The organism is Rhizobium sp. Root1204 (assembly GCF_001424965.1).
In the GTDB taxonomy this organism is placed as follows: Bacteria; Pseudomonadota; Alphaproteobacteria; order Rhizobiales; family Rhizobiaceae; genus Pararhizobium.
Window position 1 is genome coordinate 480,932 of record NZ_LMCZ01000006.1, and the last position, 20,445, is coordinate 501,376.

Below are 20,445 nucleotides of genomic sequence, written 5' to 3' on the forward strand. Positions count from 1 at the left end.
ACTGCCCTCACGCAATCAGAAGGATTGGCCGATCCCGGCGTAAATTCCGTATTTGGTGCCGCCCGGATAGGCATTCAGCGGCACGGCGACATCCAGCCGAATCGGTCCGAACGGTGTGTTGTAGCGCAGGCCGATACCGGCACCAGCGCGGATATCGGAAAAATCCGGGGCCGTCTTTGACGACACCGTTCCCGCATCGATGAAGGGAACGATGCCGATCGTATCGGTAATGCCGATGCGGGCTTCCACCGTGGCGTTGACATAGGAGCGGCCGCCGAGGATTTCGTTGTCGCCGTTGCGCGGGCTGATCTCCTGATATGAATAGCCACGCACGGTGCCGCCGCCGCCGAGATAGAAACGCCGGTTTGCGGGAATTGAGGCCAATCCGTCGCCACCGGCAATCACACCGGCGCCAAGCCTTCCGGCCAGAACGAAGCGGTTCTCCGCGCCGAAGCCGACATAGGCGGCTGCCGATCCCTCGAACGAGCTGAAGAAGCTCTGGCCGTTGATCTCATAGCTCGGCTTGGCATTGATTGAAGCGCGATATCCCGAGACGGGATTGAGCTTGTTGTCGCGCGTATCGCGGACATATTCGATCGGGATTGCGGCCGTCAGATATTCGTTCTTGCCGAACGCATCATCGACATCGGCCCAGGCGAGCTCGCCGCCGGCAGACACCGTGTCGGTGTCGGACAGTTCGAACGTGGCGCCCGCCGCCGCCGTAAAGATCGTTGCCTTGTAGGCGTCTGGATCGAGCAGCTGCGCCTTCAGGCTGGCGTTGAAGGTGGAGGTGGGCCCAAATGCGCCCGGCTTGGCAAACAGCAGGCCAGCCGAATAGTCGAGATCGCCGATATCGGTGGTTTCACCGATGCGGCTGACCGAGCCCTCAAGCCGCAGCGATTCGGCCCGGCCGAACAGGTTGCGATGGCCCCAGTAGCCCTGGAGGCCGAAGCCGTCGGTGGTGGAATACTGGGCGCCTGCACCGAAATAGCGCTGCTTGCCTTCCGAAACCTCGATGGTCATTGGGATGGTGCCGTCGGGGGCCAGTTCATTGGCCTGCTTGATGGTGATGCTGGAGAACACGCCCAGCTGCCGAAGCCGGTCGGAGGCTTTGCGCAGGGCTTCTGGAGAATAGGGCTTGCCGCCGTTCAGGCGGGAGTAATCGACAACGAAGGACGGGTCGACGGTCTTGGTGCCGCTGACGGTGACGGCGCCCACCGGTGCGACGGGACCGCCCTGCGCTGCGATCGTCACATCGACGGTATTCGTTGCGTGATCGGCAACCACGCTACGTTCCGTCAACTTGGCGAGTGGCCGGCCTTCTTCCTTGAGATCTTCAACGACTTTTTCGCCAGCCTTGATGATCAGGGTCGAATCCGCGCGTGCGCCGGGCTTCAGATACTCGTCCGGCCGGCGTCCGATGGCGTCACCTTTTAGAACAATGTCGCCGAGCGTGAACACTGGGCCAGGGGTTACCGTGATTTCGACAGGCACCGGGGCACCGTCCGGAAACACCGGATCGGGCGGCAGTGTATCGATGTCCTGACCATTCACCTTAACGGCCACAACGCCACCGTAGCGGGCCTGTTCGTAAAGAGCCGCCAGCAGGCGGTCGCGGTCGTCGCGGGCCTTGATGGCGAGGCCAAGATCGCCCGAAACCGGCTTGTCCTTGTCCTGAAACAGACGGGAACTGTTTTCCAGCGCCGACTTCAGATCCTCGTCGCCGGAGGATTCATTCAGTGTGAGGCTAAAATTGACGGGATCGACGATGTCGTTGGGTTCTTCTTCTTTTTCGAAAAACCGCATGCCGAAAATCTTGAAGGCATAGGCGTCACCGACCGACAGAGGCCCGCAGATAGCCAGAGCCGCGACCGCAAAAGCAGCACCAACCTTCCGATACGCAAAACTCATAGTCGGCAAACGCATAATTTCCGCATTCCGCTGTTCAGGCCACTTCGAACACCTGCCTGCCATCACGGCAGGAGTACAATCGCATGACAAGGTTTGCCGTTTGTTAATGATGACCCTACACAGCATTGACCGGGTGATGAAGACTTTTGGCCGTCTTTTTGTGGAAAACCCCTGCCGGTGTGGCATGAGGGAAACAAAAAGCCCCGGATTTCTCCGGGGCTGAGAGAAAAAGCGGTGTAATGCGCCGCCTTTTTATGAAGCCTGCGATCAACGCGGGCAGCTGTCGATGTAGCGGCGGCCGTAGCGGTCACGGTAGTAGCACTGGCCGGGCTGCTCAGTCACGTGGCCGATAACGGCGCCCGAAACGCCACCGATTGCAGCGCCAACGGCTGCGCCGCGAACATCGCCGGTGATTGCTCCGCCGATAATTGCGCCGGAAACCGCCCCGATACCGGCACCCTTTTCAGTCTGCGTGCAGCTCACAACGGATAGCGCGAGCAGGACAAGCACGATGGCCTTCTTCATTTATTTCTCCAAAATCTGGACGCGAGACCCAAGTTCCCGGCCGTCCGTTTCTCCCCAGGGATGGAAGATGGACGTAAGGTCCCCCTCCGGTCGAACTTGCACCTTTAAAAGATAAATGCCTGCCTGTGAAAGTCTACAGATATCCTGCAAAATCCCCTTGGCGCAAGTAATGCTATTCAACCTGAACGGAAGCTGAAGGCTGTTCCTTTCGTGACAGGTTTGGGCGTGGCAGCTTGGGTATTTTCTGTCCGGCAGAATTTTCGGCAGGATTGAAAGTAGCGGTTGCGGCCGATCAAAAAAAAACAAATGATACGAATGCCGTAACGCTTTGAGGAGAAAGCCTGCGGTCCAGGCATGAGAGTTGACGCGGTTCTGTCGCGGGAACGAGTTTATCTGCCCGACAGCCGCTCGTGTTGGCAAGACCAACCTCGGAGGAGCGAGATGGCAAAAGTGAAAATGACGGTCAACGGCCGGCAGGTCGGCAGTGACTGCGAAGACCGCACCCTTCTGGTGCATTTTTTACGAGACAATCTGGCTCTGACCGGAACGCATGTCGGTTGCGACACCACGCAATGCGGCGCCTGTGTCGTCCATATGGACGGCCGTTCGGTGAAGAGTTGTACCATCCTGGCTGCGCAGGCAGCGGGCTCGACAATCACGACGATCGAGGGACTGGCCGCAAACGGCGAACTGCACCCCGTGCAGGCAGCCTTCAAGGCCAATCACGGTCTGCAGTGCGGCTTCTGTACGCCCGGCATGGTGATGACCGCCGTCGATATGATCCGCAGGCATGGTGCCAATCTGGATGAGGCGACGGTGCGCGCGGAACTCGACGGCAATATCTGTCGATGCACCGGCTACCATAATATCGTCAAGTCGATCCTCGCTGCCGCCGCCGAAATGGCCGGTGCGCAGCAGGCAGCCGAATAAGCAGCGGTCGCAGACTGAGGTAGCCGGTGGATACGGAATGAACGCGCTCCCCGTAGTGTCGTCATTTCGCGATTGCTTCCAACGTCTGCCACGACCTGACCACGCAGAAATATCTCGGGAGGAGATGAAGCATGGGTGTTGAAGGCATTGGCGCAAGCGTTGCGCGAAAAGAAGACAAGCGGTTTTTGACCGGCAAGGGCCGGTACACAGACGACATGAGCGTCCCGGGCATGAAATATGCGTTCTTCGTGCGCAGCCCCTATGCCCATGCCCGGATCAAGAACATTGACATGTCAGCGGCCAAGGACATGCCGGGCGTCATCGGCATCCTGGAAGGCAAGCAGCTGCAGGTCGATGCGATCGGCAACATCATTTGCGGCTGGATGATCCATTCCAAGGATGGTTCGCCGATGAACATGGGTGTGTGGCGGCCCCTGGCGCACGAAACCGTGCGCTATGTCGGCGATGCGGTTGCCATCGTCGTTGCCGAGAGTCTGGGCGAGGCCCGCGATGCGGCCGAGGCGGTGGTGGTTGACTACGAGGTTCTTCCGGCGGTCACCGAGGCGGTGAAGGCACTTGAGCCGGGGCAACCGCAATTGCATCCGGAAGCGCCAAACAATCTGATCTTTGACTGGCAGATCGGTGACGGCGCCGCAACGGAGAAGGCGATCGCGGAAGCCGCACATGTGACCGAAATCACCCTTCGCAACAACCGGCTTGCGCCAAACCCGATGGAGCCGCGCGCAACGCTCGGCATCTATGACAGCGCCGAGGATCACTATACCTGTTACACGACAAGCCAGAATCCGCACGTCGCCCGGCTGGTGATGAGCGCCTTCTACAATGTCGCGCCGGAAAACAAGCTGCGGGTGATTGCGCCGGATGTCGGCGGTGGTTTCGGTTCGAAGATCTATATTTATCCGGAGGAGATCGTCTGTCTCTGGGCGTCGAAGAAGACCGGCGTGCCAGTGAAATGGACATGCGACCGCACGGAAGCGTTCCTCACCGACGCGCATGGCCGCGACCATGTTTCGACGGTGAAGATGGCGTTCGACAAGGACAACCGAATCATCGGCCTGAAGGTCGATACGATCGCCAATCTCGGCGCCTACATGTCGCTGTTTTCATCCGCCGTGCCGACCTATCTCTATGCCACCCTGTTGTCCGGCCAATATGCCATTCCGGCCATCCATGCCAATGTCCGCACAGTCTATACCAATACCGTGCCGGTCGATGCCTATCGCGGTGCCGGGCGGCCGGAGGCGACCTATCTGCTGGAGCGGACGATGGAGACCGCAGCGCGGGAACTGGGCGTTTCGCCGGCAGAGCTTCGCCGCCAGAATTTCGTGCGGACTTTCCCCTACCAGACGCCGTTGATCATGAATTATGACGCCGGCGACTACGAGGCGTCGCTCGAAGCGGCGATGGCATCGGCCGACTGGAACGGGTTTGCCGCCCGCAAGGCGGAAGCTGCCCGGCACGGCAAGAAGCGCGGCATCGGCATGAGCTGTTATATCGAAGCCTGTGGTATTGCGCCGTCGGCGGCGGTCGGCTCGCTTGGGGCTGGTGTCGGACTGTGGGAATCGGCCGAGGTCCGGGTCAATGCCGTCGGGACGATCGAGGTGATGACCGGGTCGCACAGTCATGGCCAGGGGCACGAGACCACCTTTGCCCAGCTGGTCGCCGACCGTCTCGGCGTTCCGATCGATAGTGTCAACATCGTCCACGGCGATACCGACAAGGTGCAGATGGGCATGGGGACCTATGGCTCCCGCTCCGGCGCCGTGGGGATGTCGGCGGTGGTCAAGGCGCTCGACAAGGTGGAGGCCAAGGCCAAGAAGATCGCCGCCCACCTGATGGAGGCGGACGAAAGCGATATCGTCATCGAGAATGGCGAAGTGAAGGTGGCGGGTACCGACAAGACGCTGCCCTGGTTCCAGGTGGCGCTGGCCGCCTACACCGCCCACAACCTGCCAGCCGGCATGGAGCCGGGATTGAAGGAGGGCGCGTTCTACGATCCGTCCAATTTCACCTTCCCGGCCGGATGCTATATCTGCGAGGTCGAGGTCGATCCGGAAACGGGCGTGACCGACATCATCCAGTTCGTTGCGGCCGACGATTTCGGCAATATCATCAACCCGATGATCGTCGAGGGCCAGGTGCATGGCGGGATCGCGCAAGGGATCGGTCAGGCACTGCTCGAAAACGTCCATTACGATCCGCAGAACGGTCAGCTGATCACGGCGAGCTACATGGATTATGCCATGCCGCGCGCCGACGACCTGCCGTCGTTCAAGCTGTCGCACCAGAACACGCCGTGTCCGTCCAATCCGTTGGGGATCAAGGGCTGTGGCGAGGCGGGTGCGATCGGTTCGCCACCGGCGCTGATGAACGCCATTACCGATGCGATCGGAAACAATAACCTGACGATGCCCGCGACCCCGCAAAAGGTCTGGGCTGCACTCAACGCGGCCAATTGAGGAGGAGACGATATGTATGCGACCAATTACCATCGCGCATCCTCTGTTCAGGATGCGGTGAAACTGAAATCAGGCGCTGACGAAGGCAAATATCTGTCCGGCGGCATGACGCTGATCGCGACGATGAAGCAGCGGCTGGCGTCGCCGAGCGATCTCGTCGATCTCCGGCATATCCCCGATCTGAAGGGCATTTCCGTCAACGGGAAATCCGTGCGGATCGGCGCTGCGACGACGCATTTCGATGTTGCCTCGTCCGCGGACCTGAAGGCCGTCTGTCCGGCAATCTGCGATCTCGCCCATCATATCGGCGATCCGCATGTGCGCCATATGGGCACGATCGGCGGTTCGGTGGCCAACAACGATCCGGCGGCGGATTATCCGTCAGCCCTTCTGGCGCTCGATGCTATCGTTGTCACCAATGCCCGCGAGATCAAGGCGGCAGACTTCTTCACCGGCCTGTTCGAGACCGCGCTGGAGGACGGCGAGATGATCGTCGCCATCACGTTTGATGCACCGGCCAAGGCCGCTTATGCGAAGTTCCGCAATCCGGCGTCGCGTTATGCCATGACCGGCGTGTTCGTTGCCCGCCGGGACAATGGCGATGTGCGGGTGGCGGTGACCGGTGCCGGTGCGGATGGGGTCTTTCGGCATTCCGGCATGGAGGCAGCTCTTGCCGCCAACTGGTCGCCGGATGCGCTTGCCGCTATCACGGTCGATCCGTCGGACCTTATGGCGGATATCCATGCCAGTTCGGAGTATCGCGCCAATCTGGTGAAGGTCATGGCCAAACGCGCCGTTGCAGCGGCCTCTTGAGGAATTACCGCTGATTTCCTTGAAACAGAATATAAGGACGGGATGCCCCGTCCTTTTTGCATGGTCTTGACTCAGATCAAGGTTAGGTGGAATTAAATTCACGATGGATAGTTTGGAACTGTTCAAAATTAGGGGCCTTTTGCCGCACTCGGCCGCGATAACCCTCGCAGAGGTTGACGCCGCCACGCTTTGGATCAAAAAGACGGCAAGGTTCTGGAGACAATGATGGATTTCGAGAGTTTCTTTAAAGGTGAGTTGGACGGCCTGCATCAGGAAGGCCGCTACCGCGTTTTTGCCGATCTGGAGCGCCAGAGCGGACAATTCCCCAAGGCAACCCGTTACAATTCGGCCGGCGAGAAGCAGGATGTCACCGTCTGGTGTTCCAACGACTATCTCGGCATGGGCCAACATCCCAAGGTTACGGAGGCGATGAAACTCGCCATCGACCAGTGTGGCGCGGGTGCTGGGGGCACCCGGAATATTTCAGGCACCAACCACTATCACGTTCTTCTTGAGCGCGAACTTGCTGATCTGCATGGCAAGGAATCGGCGCTGCTGTTTACCTCGGGCTACGTGTCCAACTGGGCCGCGCTCGGAACGCTCTGTTCGAAGATTCCCGGTGTGATCGTCTTTTCGGACGCCGGGAATCACGCATCGATGATCGAAGGCATCCGCTACTCCAAGTGCGAGCGGGTGATCTTCAAGCATAACTCGCTGACGGATCTCGAAGCGAAGCTGCAGGCCGCCGATCCGCGCGCGCCGAAGATCATCGCGTTTGAATCGGTTTACTCGATGGATGGCGATATCGCCCCGATCAAGGAAATCTGCGATCTCGCCGACAAGTATGGCGCGATGACGTATCTCGATGAAGTGCACGCTGTCGGCATGTACGGCGCACGTGGCGGCGGTATCGCTGAGCGCGAAGGCCTGATGCACCGCCTGACGGTGATCGAAGGCACACTCGGCAAGGCGTTTGGCGTCATGGGCGGTTACATCGCTGCATCGACGGCGCTGTGCGATTTCATCCGCTCCTTCGCATCCGGTTTCATCTTCACGACGGCGCTGCCGCCGGCATTGGCTGCCGGTGCGGTCGCCTCGATCCGGCATCTGAAGGAAAGCCAAGTCGAACGCTTCGCCCATCAGGAACGTGTCCGTCGTCTGCGCAATCTGCTCGACAAGAACGGCATTCCGCACCTCAACAATCCGAGCCATATCGTGCCGGTGATTGTTGGCGACGCGTCGAAGTGCAAGTGGATCTCCGATCTGCTTCTCGACAATTGCGGCGTCTACGTTCAGCCGATCAACTATCCGACGGTGCCGAAGAAGACCGAGCGTCTGCGCATCACGCCGACGCCGCTGCATTCGGATGCCGATCTCGATCATCTGGTCGGCGCGCTGCACCAGCTCTGGTCGCGTTGCGCGCTCGCAAGGGCCGTCGCCTGAAAACTGTTGGTCGCTTGGCGTTACAATGCGGATTGTCGAAGGGCGATCCGCATTTTTTATGCCCTTCCTTTGGGAAGGCTTAGACGAGGTGCAGTGGCTGCTTCGTCCGCAAACCGCGATTTCCAATCGCCGCTGGAGCCGATGCTGATCTCTGCATGGCGCTTGATGACGTGCAGAATGGAATCATTCGGTCAATTCCACCCGCTGATCATCGGTAGGAAAGCTCACACGATAAACGCCCGTTTCGACAGGAAACATGGCGTAGGCAATTCCCTTGATGATCGTCTTCTCGAAGTTGACCGGCAAGCCGTCGCGGCTGATCGTGAGTATGTCTTTGCCACTGATTTCCGCCGGGATCATTCCACGAAGCATCGTCCCGGTTCGTCTGTCTGTGAACGCGTCGAAAGTGAGCGCTTCTTGGCTCAATTCGATATGGGCAAAATGGGAATTGTTGCGGCCCTCCGTCCAATCTAGCAGTTGCTGCGCTGACACCAACGGCACGCCACGCGCCACTGCCGCAGCGGTCAACTGGAGGTCGAAGCCGTCGCTGAAGTCGTAATGTGTTCCGAACGCACCGAAATACCCCTCTGGTCCAAGAGCGCGATCAAGCTGTGTGTCGATGGCCGATGGAAAGCTCATCCCGCTTTCGTTCACCAGATGAGACGCCACTTGATAGACATTGATCATGCTTCCATCGACATCGGCATAGCGCATCGGCAGGCCGGAGCCGGTCTTGAAGCCGGGGCGGCCCTTAATCCACGGGCCGGGCCAATAGTAATAGCTGAGATCGATGCGGACGCCGTAGCGCGCCTCTGCCTTCGGCGTCGAGGCCCAGTCGCTCCATGCCAGGCAATGTGTGCGGCTTCCGGTCTGGGCCGGCAAGTCAGGATATCTCATGCGGAAAGCGTAGAGATCGTGGCTAAACATCCGCGCAAAGTCCATTGGAGGTGAATTGCTGCAGCCCGTATTGACGTGCACGCCGATGTCAAAGCCCTCTGAAGCGTATGTGCGGGCTTCCTCGGCTGATAAACCGCTGCTCGTGTAAATCCATGACGTGGCGCGAAAGCACTCCCAGTCGGCCAGTGAACATCCTTCCGGTTCAACGGCCTTCAGCCGCTCAAACGAGTCCTCCGTTCCGCTTCGTGTTCCGTGATCGTCGCTGGCCATCACGAGAACCGCTTTGTGTCCTTTTGGGAAATACCAGAGCCTTGGTAACGGCGCCTTGCCTTCGAGCATGAAGTTCATCAGGTTGACGAGCAGCCGCTGTTGCTCATCCGCCACTGGAATGGCGATCCGATTGAAGTCGTTCCAATCGGGTTGCTCATCGCCTTCCTTGGCCCCGAAGAACAGGTCATTGGGCCGGATGACGGAATTGCCGTCGCGTTCGTCTCCTGCCCAGGCGGGATTACCCTGCCGCGTGTAAATGACGGACCGGGCGAGATCGTATGTGAATGCGGCCGCCTGTCCACCGGCATCTCCAACATTGCGGATCGAGATAGCCGGGTTTGGCGTAGCGTTCGACACGTTGCTGTAGAGCCGGGCTATCTCGGTCGTGCCTTCGTTCAGCGTGTAGAGGTCGGCCGATCCGTGATACTGAATCGTCTGGCCGGTAATGCCGCGTCCGGGAGCCGACACCGTGTCGATCAGCAGATAACCTTCGGTCAGCGATTCGCCCTTGTCCTGCAATCCGAGGAGACTGGCGAGTTTCTTGTCGGGGCGCATGGCAATCAGATCGCCACCGGCCTCGACCCATCGCGAAAACAGTGTGGCTTGGGCGTCGTCCAGTGGTACTTCGCCAATCAGGATAAGGTCGAAACGGTCGAGCAGTTTTGCAGTGACGCTGGAAATATCGGCGCTTTCGAACGACCCGATACCCTCTGCCCGCAGAATCTCGCTGAGATATTTGCTGAATGGCAAGTCGGATGAGTGAATGATCAAGACTGGCCCGCCGAAACCGTGCTCGAAATCGCGCCGCGTTGTGAACGACCAGCTCTGACTGGTCTCCAGCGTATTGCCGGCCTTGTCCCTTGGGCCTGCGGCAAGGGTCGCGGTGTATCTTGCGCCACTTTTCAGCGGCATCTTGGTTGTGAGCACTGCGGAGTTGGTCCAGGTATCGTAAGAGACGCTCGCCTTCACCGGTATGCCCATTTCGGAGAGTTGGAGCGAGTTCGGCCCAATTGTGGCTGGATCGACGTCCTCGGTGAAGGTGACCATGATTGCTGCGCCGAGGTCGACATCGGTAGCGTCTGCCATCGGAGTAAGCCCGGCCACGGCCAGTGGTTTACCGGTCCAAGGTGCTACCGCGGTCAGTGTGATCATCGCTAAAAGTGCAGCGGCGATCAGAATTAAACCTCTCGTCTCTCTCTTCTCCACCACGCGGGCAATTCCCTCCATTTGGCGGGATTGTGCCACTTCGGCTTCGGAATAGGCCACCGATCAAATAGGTGTACATCCTTTGGCATAAGACCCGACTGGGTTGTCCTGCAAAAGGGGAGGTCTACCCAGGATGCAACCCATCGGATACCGAAATTGGGGCGGGCTAACTACCGAGGAATCAAATGGTGGGGTGACGCTGCCTGCCGTTCGCGAATGACAGACGGGAGCGCCGCCGCGTCTTCTGGCAACGGGTGGTGGGATCTCAGGCCGCAACCTCGCGTTCGACGATCGTTTTGGCGATGCGCCGGGCTTCGCCGTCCAGGGCAAACACCTCATCCATGCTGGATGCCGCCGGTATAGCGGTCATCGCCTCCATGACCGTTTCAGTGATCTCGGCCATCTGCAGGAAGCCGATGTGCCCACTGATAAACGCCTCCAGCGCCACTTCCTTGGCAGCGTTCAGAACAGCGCTCTGCATGCCGCCGCGTTCCATCGCCAGCCGGGCGAGGCGCAGAGCCGGGAAGCGCTCTTCGTCCGGTGCTTCGAAATCGAGCCGCGACAGTTTTGCGAAATCCAGCCGCTCGACATCGAGCGCTGGCCGTGCCGGGTGCGACAGGGCGTAACCGATGGCGGTGCGCATGTCCGGGCAGCCGAGCTGCGCCAGCACCGAACCGTCGCTATAGCCGACCATCGAATGGATGACCGATTGCGGATGGACGATGACTTCGATCTGGTCTGGCCTCATGCCGAACAGATGCTTGGCCTCGATCATCTCAAGCGCCTTGTTGAACATCGAGGCGCTGTCGATCGAGATCTTCAGGCCCATCGACCAGTTAGGGTGGGCGCGGGCCGTTGCGGCGGTGACATCGCGCATTTCGGCCAGCGTTGAACGGCGGAACGGGCCGCCGGACGCGGTGAGGATAATGCGCTCGACTGCGTGGCGCTGGTGCTCTTCCAGCACCTGATAAATGGCATTGTGTTCGCTATCGACCGGCAGCAGCTTGCCACCGCCGGCATGGACGGCGGCCACGAAGAGATCACCGGCGGAAACCAGGCATTCCTTGTTGGCAAGGGCAATGTCGGCGCCGCGGCGTGCGGCGGCCAGAGTGGGGGCAAGACCCGCCGTGCCGACGATGGCGGCCATCACCCAATCCGCATCACGCTGCGCCGCCTCGATCAGGCCGTTGCGACCGGCCGCGGCTTCGATGCCGGTGCCGGCAAGGGCCGCCTTGAGGTTTTCATATTGGCCCTCGTCCGCTGTGACGGCGAGTTCGGCGCCCGTTGCTATCGCCTGTTCTGCAAGCAGCGCGACATTGCCGTTACCGGTCAATGCGGCAATATCGAACGCATCGCGTCCGCCAAGTTGGCGGATGACGTCGAGCGTGTTGGTGCCGATCGAGCCCGTCGAGCCCAAAATGGTCAAGCGGCGTTTGCCTTGCGCGCCGGAGGTCATGGCCAAGTCCCGTTGTTTTTGTTTTTTCATGTTAGGCTCTACAGGTGAAAGCGGGTGCCAACAAGGGTAGCTTCGCTCCGGGTGGTGGCGATAGGGTCGCAGATGTTGCGAATCACCGGCCTTGGCGGGCCGGCCGGGATCTGCCGTTCGCCGGAAAGGGTGTATCTAATGCTGAAACTTGCGCTGTTTCTTTCCTGCTCCTGCGTGTTGATCGATGCGACATCTGTCTCCACGATTGCTGCCGAATCAGTCCCCCGCGAGCTTGTGGGGACATGGCTGGCCGAGGATATCGGCGGCGGCGGCGTCATCGATTATCTGCAGACGACGCTGGAAATCAACGATGACGGCACCTATTCCGGTTTTGCTGGCTGTAACAATTACACAGGCACCTTCGACCTGCAGGGCGGAGAAATCGCCTTCGGTCCTGCCGGGTCGACACGCAAGATGTGCGTACCGGCGGTGATGGATCAGGAGACGAAGTTTTTCGCGGCTTTGAAGACTGGCCTGTCCTGGAAGATCGAAGAAACGAAGCTGGTCCTCACAAAGGCCGATTCGAAAACTGCTCTGCGGCTTGCCCCGCACACCGTATCGTCAGACGTTCTCATCAATATCCCCGGCGCCCGGACGGTTGACCGGCAAGCTTTGCGGTACGACTGCGCCGGCCAATCGATCGCTGCGGAATATATCAATGCTGGTCCTGTTTCCCTGGTCACCTTGACGATCGGCAGCGAGTTCGTGGTCGCCGCAAACGTGCTGTCGGCATCGGGCGCCAAATATACAGGCGGGCAATATATCTGGTGGACGAAAGGCGACGAGGCGACGCTGATCGATACCATGAAGGGCGAAAACGCCCCGGGCGTCACCTGCTCGAAAGTGGGATGAGCCAAGCGCGCCGGCGGTCGATGCCGGCGGATTTTCTTTTGGTTCTAATTCGTAGCCGCGATGCGTATTTCCCGGCCGTCGAGAGTAGGAACCTCTGTCTTTGATGTCAGGCCGAAGCCTTGCGCCGGGTGATGAAGCTCAGGGCCAGCACGGCGAAGATCAGCAGGCCGGTGCCGACCTGTTGCCAGTAGAAATTCAGCCCGGTGAGCAGCAGGCCATTGGCGACGATGCCAAGCAAAAGCACACCAAGTACGGTGCCCGGGATATTGGGGCGGCCAAGGCGCGACAGAGTCGTGCCGATGAACGTAGCGCCGATGGCATTGAGCAGGAAGGCGCTGCCGGAGGAGGGGATGTAGACGGTGACCGTCGCCGACAGTATCAGCCCCGCGACTGCAGCGATAAGGCCCGCCAGAATGAAGGCCATCGCCACATGAATTCGCGCTGCGATGCCGGAATAGCGCACGACGCTCGGCTGAATGCCGATGGCGAGCGCGACACGGCCGAAGCGGGCGCGGGTGAGGATTACGGTTGCAGCAACGATGATGATGGCGGTGATGATGAGCGGAACCGGAATGCCACCGATCGCGCCGCGCCCGAGAAAGCGGAAGGTTTCGGGAATGCCTGATGGCGGCAGGTAAACGGGGTTGCCGCCATTGGTCAGGAGCTGCTGGATGCTGCGGCCGATGAAGAGCGTGCCAAGCGTGGCGAGAAAGGGCGATATGCCGATGCCCGAAATCAGCACCGCATTGAAGGCGCCGACCGCTGCGCCGGCGCCAAGACCTGCCAAGGCGGCGATCGCGACGGGCTGGCCTGCGAGGACCAGGGAAACAAAGGCGAAGCTGGCGAAATCGATGGCTGTACCGACTGACAGATCAATGCCGCCAACCGAGACGGCAGAGGTCATGGCAATGGCGGCGATGGCGAGCAGCGTAAAATTGTTGACGAGAATGCTCTGCAGGTTGGCGATGGTCAGAAACGTCGGGGTCGCGAAGGAGAAGATCGCAAACACCGTGACGAGCGCCAGCACGAGTGCGTTATCGACGACCACGCCGATGAGGGCGCGGGGGACGGACGGTTCGATTGCGGAGGTCTGCAGGGTCATGATCAGGCCTCCTGCCTGCGCAGCAATGTCGTTGCCGAAACGACGAGCAGGATCAGCAGACCCTGGACGCCGCTCACCAGCACGCTTGAAATGTTGAGAAGCTGGAAACCGTTGACGAGGAAACCGACGAACAGGGTGGATAACAGCGTGCCGATGACAGTGGGCACCAGCCGCCGCGAGAAGACGGAGCCGAGCAGGGCCGTAACCACCACCGGCAGCAGCATTTCGCCGGAGCCCGTGGTGCTGCCGCTGAGATTGGACACCGACAGAACACCGGCGACCCCACCACAAAAGCCGCTGGCCATGAAGGCGCCTGCGACCAGCCGGCGAACCGGCAGGCCGGCGGCGCGGGCTGCATCGGGAAACTCGCCGACGGCGTAGAGACGAAGTCCGGCCGGGGTATGTTGCACGATGGCTGCAGCAATCAGCGTGAAGACCAGCAGCACATAGGCGAGCGCCGGAATGCCCAGCGGGCCGGATGAGGACAGATCCGTCAGCAGCGGTGTCGAGGCGGGAATGACGGTGTTTTGCGTCAGCACCAGTTCGAGGCCGGCGACGATGTTCATTACGGCAAGCGTTGCAAGCAGCGGCACGATGCCTGCGCCGACCACGGCGATGGCATTGATCGCGCCGATCAGGAGGCCGGTGAGGAGGGCGCCTGCAACCGCCGTTGCATCACCATAGCCGAGTTGGGCTGCCGTCGCATAGACGGCGGCGCTCAGGCCCATATTGGCGGCAAGCGACAGGTCGATGCCGCCGGTGACGACGTTGGAACCGCCGGCGATCAGCACGATGGTCAGGCCGATGGCCAGAACGCCTGATATCGCCGACTGGCCAAGCACGTTGCCGATATTGCCAACGCTGAGAAAGTAAGGTGCCGTCAGTGAAAAGACGAGCAGGATGGTAACGAAGGCTACCAGCGATCCGGCACGGAGTGCACCGGCGGCGAGATTTCCACCCCGGCTCGGCTTGGACGTCGATAAGCCCGGTTCAAAATGGATGACGGGTGCGAGCTGGATATCAACCGACATGGCGGAGAACCTCTGAGGAGCCGGTGGATGCGGCAAGCACGTCGTCCGGAGATGTTTGCGAAGAGGTGAATTCGCTGATGATACTGCCGCGGAAGAGGACGAGGATGCGATCGGTAATGCCGATCAGTTCCGGCAGATCCGATGACAGCACGATGATACCGGCCCCGCGGGCGGCGAGATCGCCGATGAGGTTGTAAATCTCGACCTTGGAGCCGATATCGACGCCGACCGTCGGCTCGTCCAGCAGGTAGATTTCGGAGTGGCGGCTCAGCCATTTGGCGATCGCCACCTTCTGCTGGTTGCCGCCCGAGAGCGTGCGCACAAGGGCATTGCACCCCGATGTCTTGATCTCGAGGCGACGGATAAGATCATCCGCTTCGCGCCGTTCGCTGTTGAAATCAAGGAAGCCGAGGCGAGTGAAGCGCTTCAACGAGGATAGCGTGATGTTTTCCTTGACGCTGAGATCAAGCGCCACGCCGTTGCCGCGCCGGTCTTCCGGGACGAGCGCAAGGTGCCGGTCGACGGCTTGGGCGGGATTGACTGAGCGCACCGGTTTGCCATTGATGGTGATCTGCCCCGATGAGGCACTTTCCAGGCCGAACAGTGTACGGATCAGGTCCTTGGCGCCGGAGCCGAGAAGGCCAGTCAGGCCGAGCACTTCGCCGCGCCGCAGTGTCAGGGAGACATCCTGATATTTTCCATGTGCCGACAGCCGTTCGAGCGTCAGGATGTCCTTGCCGGGCGTCACGTCGCGTTTCGGGTAGAGGTCGGCGATGTCGCGCGCCACCATCAGCCGGGCGATGGCCGCAGCAGACGTTTCGCCAAGCGGCAAGGTGGCGACGTCTTCGCCATTGCGCAGCACCGTGACGGTGTCGCAGAGCTCTTCGATCTCGTTGAGATAATGCGAGATGTAGATGATCGTCACCCCCTCGTCGCGCAGGCGGCGGATCAGGCGGAAGAGAATATCCGCCTCGCGGCGCACAAGAGCCGCCGTCGGCTCGTCGAAGACGAGGACTTTCGGCTGGTCTAGCAGCGCACGGGTGATCTGGACGATCTGTTTTTCGGCGGTGGAAAGCTCGCTGATCAGCGCGCTGTTGGGCAGCTTGATGCCGAAATAATCGTCGAGGATTTCGCTGGCTCGGCGTTGCATCAGCCGCCGGTCGAGAAAGGGCGTACCGGCGATGCGCGGTTCGCGTCCGAGAAACAGGGCTTCATCGACCGTGAAGGTCGGAACGAGCAGCCGGTCCTGATGGATGAAATGGATACCGAGTTCCTCGACCCGGTGCGGCGTCAGTCTGTCGTAAGCCTCGCCATCGATCTTGATACGGCCTTCGTCCGGCTGATGCAGGCCGGCGAGCAGCTTGATCAGGGTCGATTTGCCGGCGCCGTTCTGGCCGACGAGGCCGTGAACGGTACCGCGCCGGACGCGCAACGAGGCGTGGTTCAGCGCCAGTGCGCCATCAAAGCGCTTGACGATCCCGTCGAGATGAATGGCATCGCCGGTTTCGTCTGGTGAAGCTGTGCTCATGGCATGACCGTCCTGCTGATCGACCCTTATGGAATGGGCGATCCGGTATCGGTCCGGATCGCCCCGAAGACATGCTGATGTCAGCCGATACCGAGCTTTTTGCTGACTTCGTTGACGTTTGCCTTGTTGGCGATCAGCGCTGGCACGTAGGTTTCACGCGGCAGTGTCTGGCCGGCGAGCAGCCTAGCGACATTCTGGATTGCCGTGCGGCCGATTTCGGCCGGCTGCTGGGCGACATCGGCACCGGCTGGCGAATTCGGATCGGCAACGAGCTGCAGCACTTCAGGGCTGCCATCGACGCCGTAGGTCAGAATCTCGGTACGGCCGGCGGCGGCCACCGCCTGGGTGGCACCGAGCTGCGGGATATCCCAGGCCGACCAGATCGCCTTGATCGAGCCTTTCTCCGGGTATTTGTTGAGAAGCGCGGTGATCTGCGTGAAGGCGTCCTGAACCGTGTTCGGGATGACGTCGCGCAATTCCGGCTCAAGGATTTTGACCTTGGGGAAATATTTGACGACATTGACCAGCTGGTCGTAGCGGATGGCGCAGGGCGTGACGCCGTAAAAGCCGTTGAAGACGACGATATTGCCTTCACCGCCGATATCGGAAACCAGCTGCAGCGCCAGGTCCTTGCCGATGCCCCAATTGTCGGAAGTGGTGTTGTTGATCGAATTGGTCGAACCGACATCGACGGTCAGGACCGGAATGCCCGCGTCGCGCGCCTTTTTCAGCCAGGGATCAATGACGCTGAGCGTTCCAAGAATCTGGACGATGGCGTCCGGCTTCTGGGCAATCAGCGTCTGCAGTTGCGATACGAGCTTGCCGTCGTTCCGCCCTGCATCCACAGCAATCGGCTCACCACCGAGGCGCTTCACTTCCTCGATCTGGGCATTGTAGGCCTGAAGGTCGAAGAAGTGATCAGTGCCGGTGGCGCTGATGGCGATGCGCTTGCCTTTCAGTGAGAGTTCACCTTCCGCCGCCGCTGTCCGGCTGCCGATAAGGCTGGCTCCGGCAATGGCCGCACCGGCGACTGCCGAGAGTTTCAAAAGGTCACGCCGGCCGACGCCCTGTACCGCTTTATCCTGTGTCATGGTCAATCCCCGTTTAAATAATATCTATAGAATAAGTGTATTATGCGGCTTGCCGAGGAAGAAATTTCCAAAGATGGAACAGCGGCCGGAAAACTTGGGCTGGGAAGTTACGCAGCCGGGCGAAATCCCGGCCGGCGGGGTCATGTCAGGGGGAGGGACTGCGAACAGTTCCGTAGGTCAGCGCCAAGGCGCCGACGAGGACGGCGCCCTTGACGAAATCCTGCGTGTAATAGGGCGCGTTGAGCATGGTCAGGCCGTTGAGCAGAACGCCGACGAAGACGGCACCGACAATGGTGCCGAGAACATTCGGCCGCCGCTTGCCCAGCACTGCGAAGCCGATCAGGGCGGCAGCGACAGCATCCATCAGCAATGAGCCGCCGGAGGAGACGTCGCCGCGCCCGACGCGGGCAGCAATGACGATACCGCCGAGCGAGGCAAGCGTGCCGGAGATCACATAGGCAAGCATCTTCAGCCGCGCCGTTGATGCACCCGCCAGCCGCGTCGCTACCGCGTTGCCGCCGGTGGCAAACAGCAGGCGGCCGATGCGGGTCCGCTCCGTCAGCACGAACAGGGCGATGGCGACGAGGGCCATCAGCACGACGGAAACCGGGACGATGCCGGCCAGGTTGGCGCGGCCGATCAGGAGAAAGGCGGGATCGTAGACGCCGGTGGCGGTTGTGCCGTTCGGCAGGATCAGTCCGGCGGAGATCGAGCGGCCGGCGGTCGGGATCAGCTGCAGGCCGGAGAGCAGAAACATCATCGACAGCGTGGCCAAGAGATCGGGAACCTTCAGCCGGACGATGAGGAAGGCGTTGACAAGGCCGATCAGCGCACCGAAGGCAAGCACCAGCAGCACGGTGGCAATGGCACCGAGCCCCCAGACGATCATCGCATAGCTGGCGGCCATGACGCTGGAGGCGGCTATCGCGCCGATCGACAGATCGAAGCCGCCAACGGCGAGCGTCACTGTGACGCCCGCACCGAGAATGGCGACGACGGCCACGGCCTGCAGGATGCTCATCAGGTTGCCGAGATTGGCGAAGGCGGGCTCGGCGGCAGAGAAGCCTAAAAGCAGCGCTGCCAGAAGAATGAAGACGGCGCTCGATCGCAAGGCCGTACCGAGGTCTGCAAGCCAGCCAACCCGGTTTGCGTTGCGTTGTACCGGAGCGGCTTCGTCAATGGTCGATGTCATGCGTGGATTTCCTCGGAAAGACCGCCGCGCGCGCCGCCGGGCGCTGCGGCAAGGCTGTGGTGGTCGATGATCAGAATGCGGTCGGCAACCTCGTAGGCTTCTTCCGGGTCGGAGGTGGCGATCAGGGTGGCACGGTCGCTGCGGCTGCGGATCGCCTGGATGATATCGTGACGGGCGCCGACATCGACGCCTTGAAAGGGTTCGTCGAGCAGCAGAAGCCGGCTCGGTTCGGCTTCCCAGCGGGCCAGAACCACCTTTTGCTGGTTGCCGCCGGAAAGCGAGGTTATCGGGGCCAGTGGTCCGGATGCCTTGATGCGCAGGCGGTCGATTGCCTGTTCCGCCTCGCGCCGTTCACGGCCGCCAAACAGCAGGCCGTGCGGATACCATTTGGAAAGATGCGGCAGGCTGATGGTGGCTGCCAGTGAACTTCCTGGCCAATCGGCTGGCATCAAGGAAGAGCGGTGCCGGTCTTCTGCGGCCATGGCGACACCGGCGGCAATCGCCTCTGCCGGTGTTTTCGGCCGGTGCCGGCGGCTGTCCAGATACATCTCTCCGGCAGCAAGGCGGCCGTTGCCGAAGATCGCGGAGAGCAGGCGGCTCTTGCCGGCCCCCAGCACACCGGTGATCGCCACCACCTCGTCGGTGTGGACGGCGAGATCGAAAGGAAGGGAGCCGGGCAACAGCCGCGCGTCGCGCATCTCAAAGACCGGCTGCCCTTCAGGCGGGCGAATGCCGGGCCGCGCCGATTGCAGCTTGCGGCCGATCATTGCCTCGATCGCTGCGGCAAAATCGATCGGACGTTCGAAGACGCCAGCGATCGCCCCGCCGCACATGACGAGCACCCTGTCGGCAATTGCCTGGAGATCGGCGGTCCGATGCGAAATGTAGAGAATGGCAAGGCCGCCATCGCGCAAGCGCTTGAGAATGTTAAACAGGCGCTGGCTTTCGGCAAGGGAAAGACTGGCTGTCGGCTCGTCGAGGATCAAGAGGTCCGCCCGGTTGGCCAGTGCGCGGGCAATGGCCACCAGTTGCCGGTCGGCTGCCGTGAGATCGGCGAAGTCGCGGTCCAGCGGCAGATCGAACCCGGCGGCGTCGAGAATTGCCTGTGCTTGCCGTCTGACGCTGGCGCGGGAGATGAAGAAAGGTTGGCCGCGCTGGCTGAACTGCGTCAGCAGCAGCGTATCTGCAACGGTGAGGCCTGCCGCGCCCACCAGATCAGTTGATTGATGGACGGTGACGATGCCTGCAGCGGCGGCCTGTGCGGGCGTGCGCGGGACATAGGGCCGGCCGTTCAGCGTGATTACGCCGCTATCGGCGGGCAACACTCCGGAGAGGATCTTCACCAGTGTCGATTTTCCGGCACCGTTTGCCCCCATCAATGCCACGATCTCTCCGGCATCGATCTTCAGCATTGCGTTTACGAGGGCGCGCGTGGACTGAAAGCTGCGGTTGAGCGCATCGATGTGAAGCAATGGCATGAATGGGAATCCTGATATCTTTATTATCTATATAATTTGTCATATATTTCCTGCTGGTGACAGCCGGGCTGGCGGAACAGCTTTGCGAAGTACCGTCTGAGCCGGTAATTTCTTTGCTGAGGGACGGAGTGCGGCAGAAAGTTCGCGCCGCGCGGGCAGCGGCTGTCGAGCGGCGCGATGCCGGTAGGACTTTGCCGGTGAGCTCGGTTT

The 20,445-nt window shown here is 60.8% G+C and carries 15 protein-coding genes; 5 read left to right on the forward strand and 10 right to left on the reverse strand.

Going from position 1 to position 20,445, the window contains the following annotated elements; all coding sequences use genetic code 11:
• Window positions 1–15: 15 nt before the first annotated feature.
• Window positions 16–1,926, reverse strand: a complete 1,911-nt coding sequence (locus tag ASC96_RS09790) for an autotransporter assembly complex family protein (RefSeq protein WP_060502798.1) — start codon at window positions 1,924–1,926, stop codon at window positions 16–18.
• 252 nt (window positions 1,927–2,178) lie between these two features.
• Window positions 2,179–2,436 carry a glycine zipper domain-containing protein gene (locus ASC96_RS09795; RefSeq protein ID WP_060502799.1) on the reverse strand — a complete coding sequence of 86 codons (258 nt, stop codon included), beginning with the start codon at window positions 2,434–2,436 and terminating at the stop codon, window positions 2,179–2,181.
• Between the two features lie 441 nt (window positions 2,437–2,877).
• On the opposite strand from ASC96_RS09795, the gene ASC96_RS09800 reads away from it, so the two are divergent.
• The 4 genes from ASC96_RS09800 to hemA all read left to right on the forward strand — a co-directional run bounded on the left by ASC96_RS09800 (window position 2,878) and on the right by hemA (window position 8,102).
• A complete protein-coding gene (locus ASC96_RS09800) occupies window positions 2,878–3,366 on the forward strand; it encodes a (2Fe-2S)-binding protein (protein ID WP_060502800.1) in 489 nt (162 codons plus the stop codon).
• A gap of 131 nt (window positions 3,367–3,497) precedes the next feature.
• A complete protein-coding gene (locus ASC96_RS09805) occupies window positions 3,498–5,846 on the forward strand; it encodes a xanthine dehydrogenase family protein molybdopterin-binding subunit (RefSeq protein WP_060502801.1) in 2,349 nt (782 codons plus the stop codon).
• Between the two features lie 12 nt (window positions 5,847–5,858).
• Window positions 5,859–6,659, forward strand: coding sequence for a xanthine dehydrogenase family protein subunit M (locus tag ASC96_RS09810; RefSeq protein ID WP_060502802.1), 801 nt, complete (start codon window positions 5,859–5,861; stop codon window positions 6,657–6,659).
• A gap of 225 nt (window positions 6,660–6,884) precedes the next feature.
• Window positions 6,885–8,102, forward strand: a complete 1,218-nt coding sequence (gene hemA, locus ASC96_RS09815) for a 5-aminolevulinate synthase (RefSeq protein WP_037097469.1) — start codon at window positions 6,885–6,887, stop codon at window positions 8,100–8,102.
• Between the two features lie 183 nt (window positions 8,103–8,285).
• Here the strand turns inward: hemA and ASC96_RS09820 are convergent, their stop codons facing one another.
• Window positions 8,286–10,421 (reverse strand): Ig-like domain-containing protein, encoded by a 2,136-nt coding sequence (locus ASC96_RS09820; protein WP_244481960.1) that lies wholly within the window; start codon window positions 10,419–10,421, stop codon window positions 8,286–8,288.
• Between the two features lie 319 nt (window positions 10,422–10,740).
• Window positions 10,741–11,931 carry a 1-deoxy-D-xylulose-5-phosphate reductoisomerase gene (gene dxr / locus ASC96_RS09825; RefSeq protein WP_060502803.1) on the reverse strand — a complete coding sequence of 397 codons (1,191 nt, stop codon included), beginning with the start codon at window positions 11,929–11,931 and terminating at the stop codon, window positions 10,741–10,743.
• Between the two features lie 168 nt (window positions 11,932–12,099).
• On the opposite strand from dxr, the gene ASC96_RS09830 reads away from it, so the two are divergent.
• Window positions 12,100–12,813 carry an META domain-containing protein gene (locus tag ASC96_RS09830; protein WP_060502804.1) on the forward strand — a complete coding sequence of 238 codons (714 nt, stop codon included), beginning with the start codon at window positions 12,100–12,102 and terminating at the stop codon, window positions 12,811–12,813.
• A gap of 106 nt (window positions 12,814–12,919) precedes the next feature.
• Here ASC96_RS09830 and ASC96_RS09835 read toward each other — a convergent pair whose 3' ends face one another.
• The 6 genes from ASC96_RS09835 to ASC96_RS09860 form a co-directional block, all read right to left on the reverse strand.
• Window positions 12,920–13,915, reverse strand: a complete 996-nt coding sequence (locus tag ASC96_RS09835) for an ABC transporter permease (RefSeq protein WP_060502805.1) — start codon at window positions 13,913–13,915, stop codon at window positions 12,920–12,922.
• Window positions 13,916–13,917: 2 nt separating this feature from the next.
• A complete protein-coding gene (locus ASC96_RS09840; protein WP_060502806.1) occupies window positions 13,918–14,946 on the reverse strand; it encodes an ABC transporter permease in 1,029 nt (342 codons plus the stop codon).
• Window positions 14,936–16,474, reverse strand: coding sequence for a sugar ABC transporter ATP-binding protein (locus ASC96_RS09845; RefSeq protein ID WP_060502807.1), 1,539 nt, complete (start codon window positions 16,472–16,474; stop codon window positions 14,936–14,938). Before ASC96_RS09845 ends, ASC96_RS09840 begins: the two co-directional genes overlap by 11 nt.
• Before the next feature lie 80 nt (window positions 16,475–16,554).
• Window positions 16,555–17,565: a sugar ABC transporter substrate-binding protein gene (locus ASC96_RS09850; RefSeq protein WP_060502808.1), complete on the reverse strand. Its 1,011-nt coding sequence runs from the start codon at window positions 17,563–17,565 to the stop codon at window positions 16,555–16,557.
• Window positions 17,566–17,710: 145 nt separating this feature from the next.
• On the reverse strand, window positions 17,711–18,757 hold the full coding sequence (locus ASC96_RS09855; protein WP_060502809.1) for an ABC transporter permease: 1,047 nt from the start codon (window positions 18,755–18,757) through the stop codon (window positions 17,711–17,713).
• Window positions 18,754–20,235: a sugar ABC transporter ATP-binding protein gene (locus ASC96_RS09860; RefSeq protein WP_060502810.1), complete on the reverse strand. Its 1,482-nt coding sequence runs from the start codon at window positions 20,233–20,235 to the stop codon at window positions 18,754–18,756. The genes ASC96_RS09855 and ASC96_RS09860 overlap by 4 nt, the downstream gene beginning before the upstream one ends.
• Window positions 20,236–20,445 lie beyond the last annotated feature (210 nt).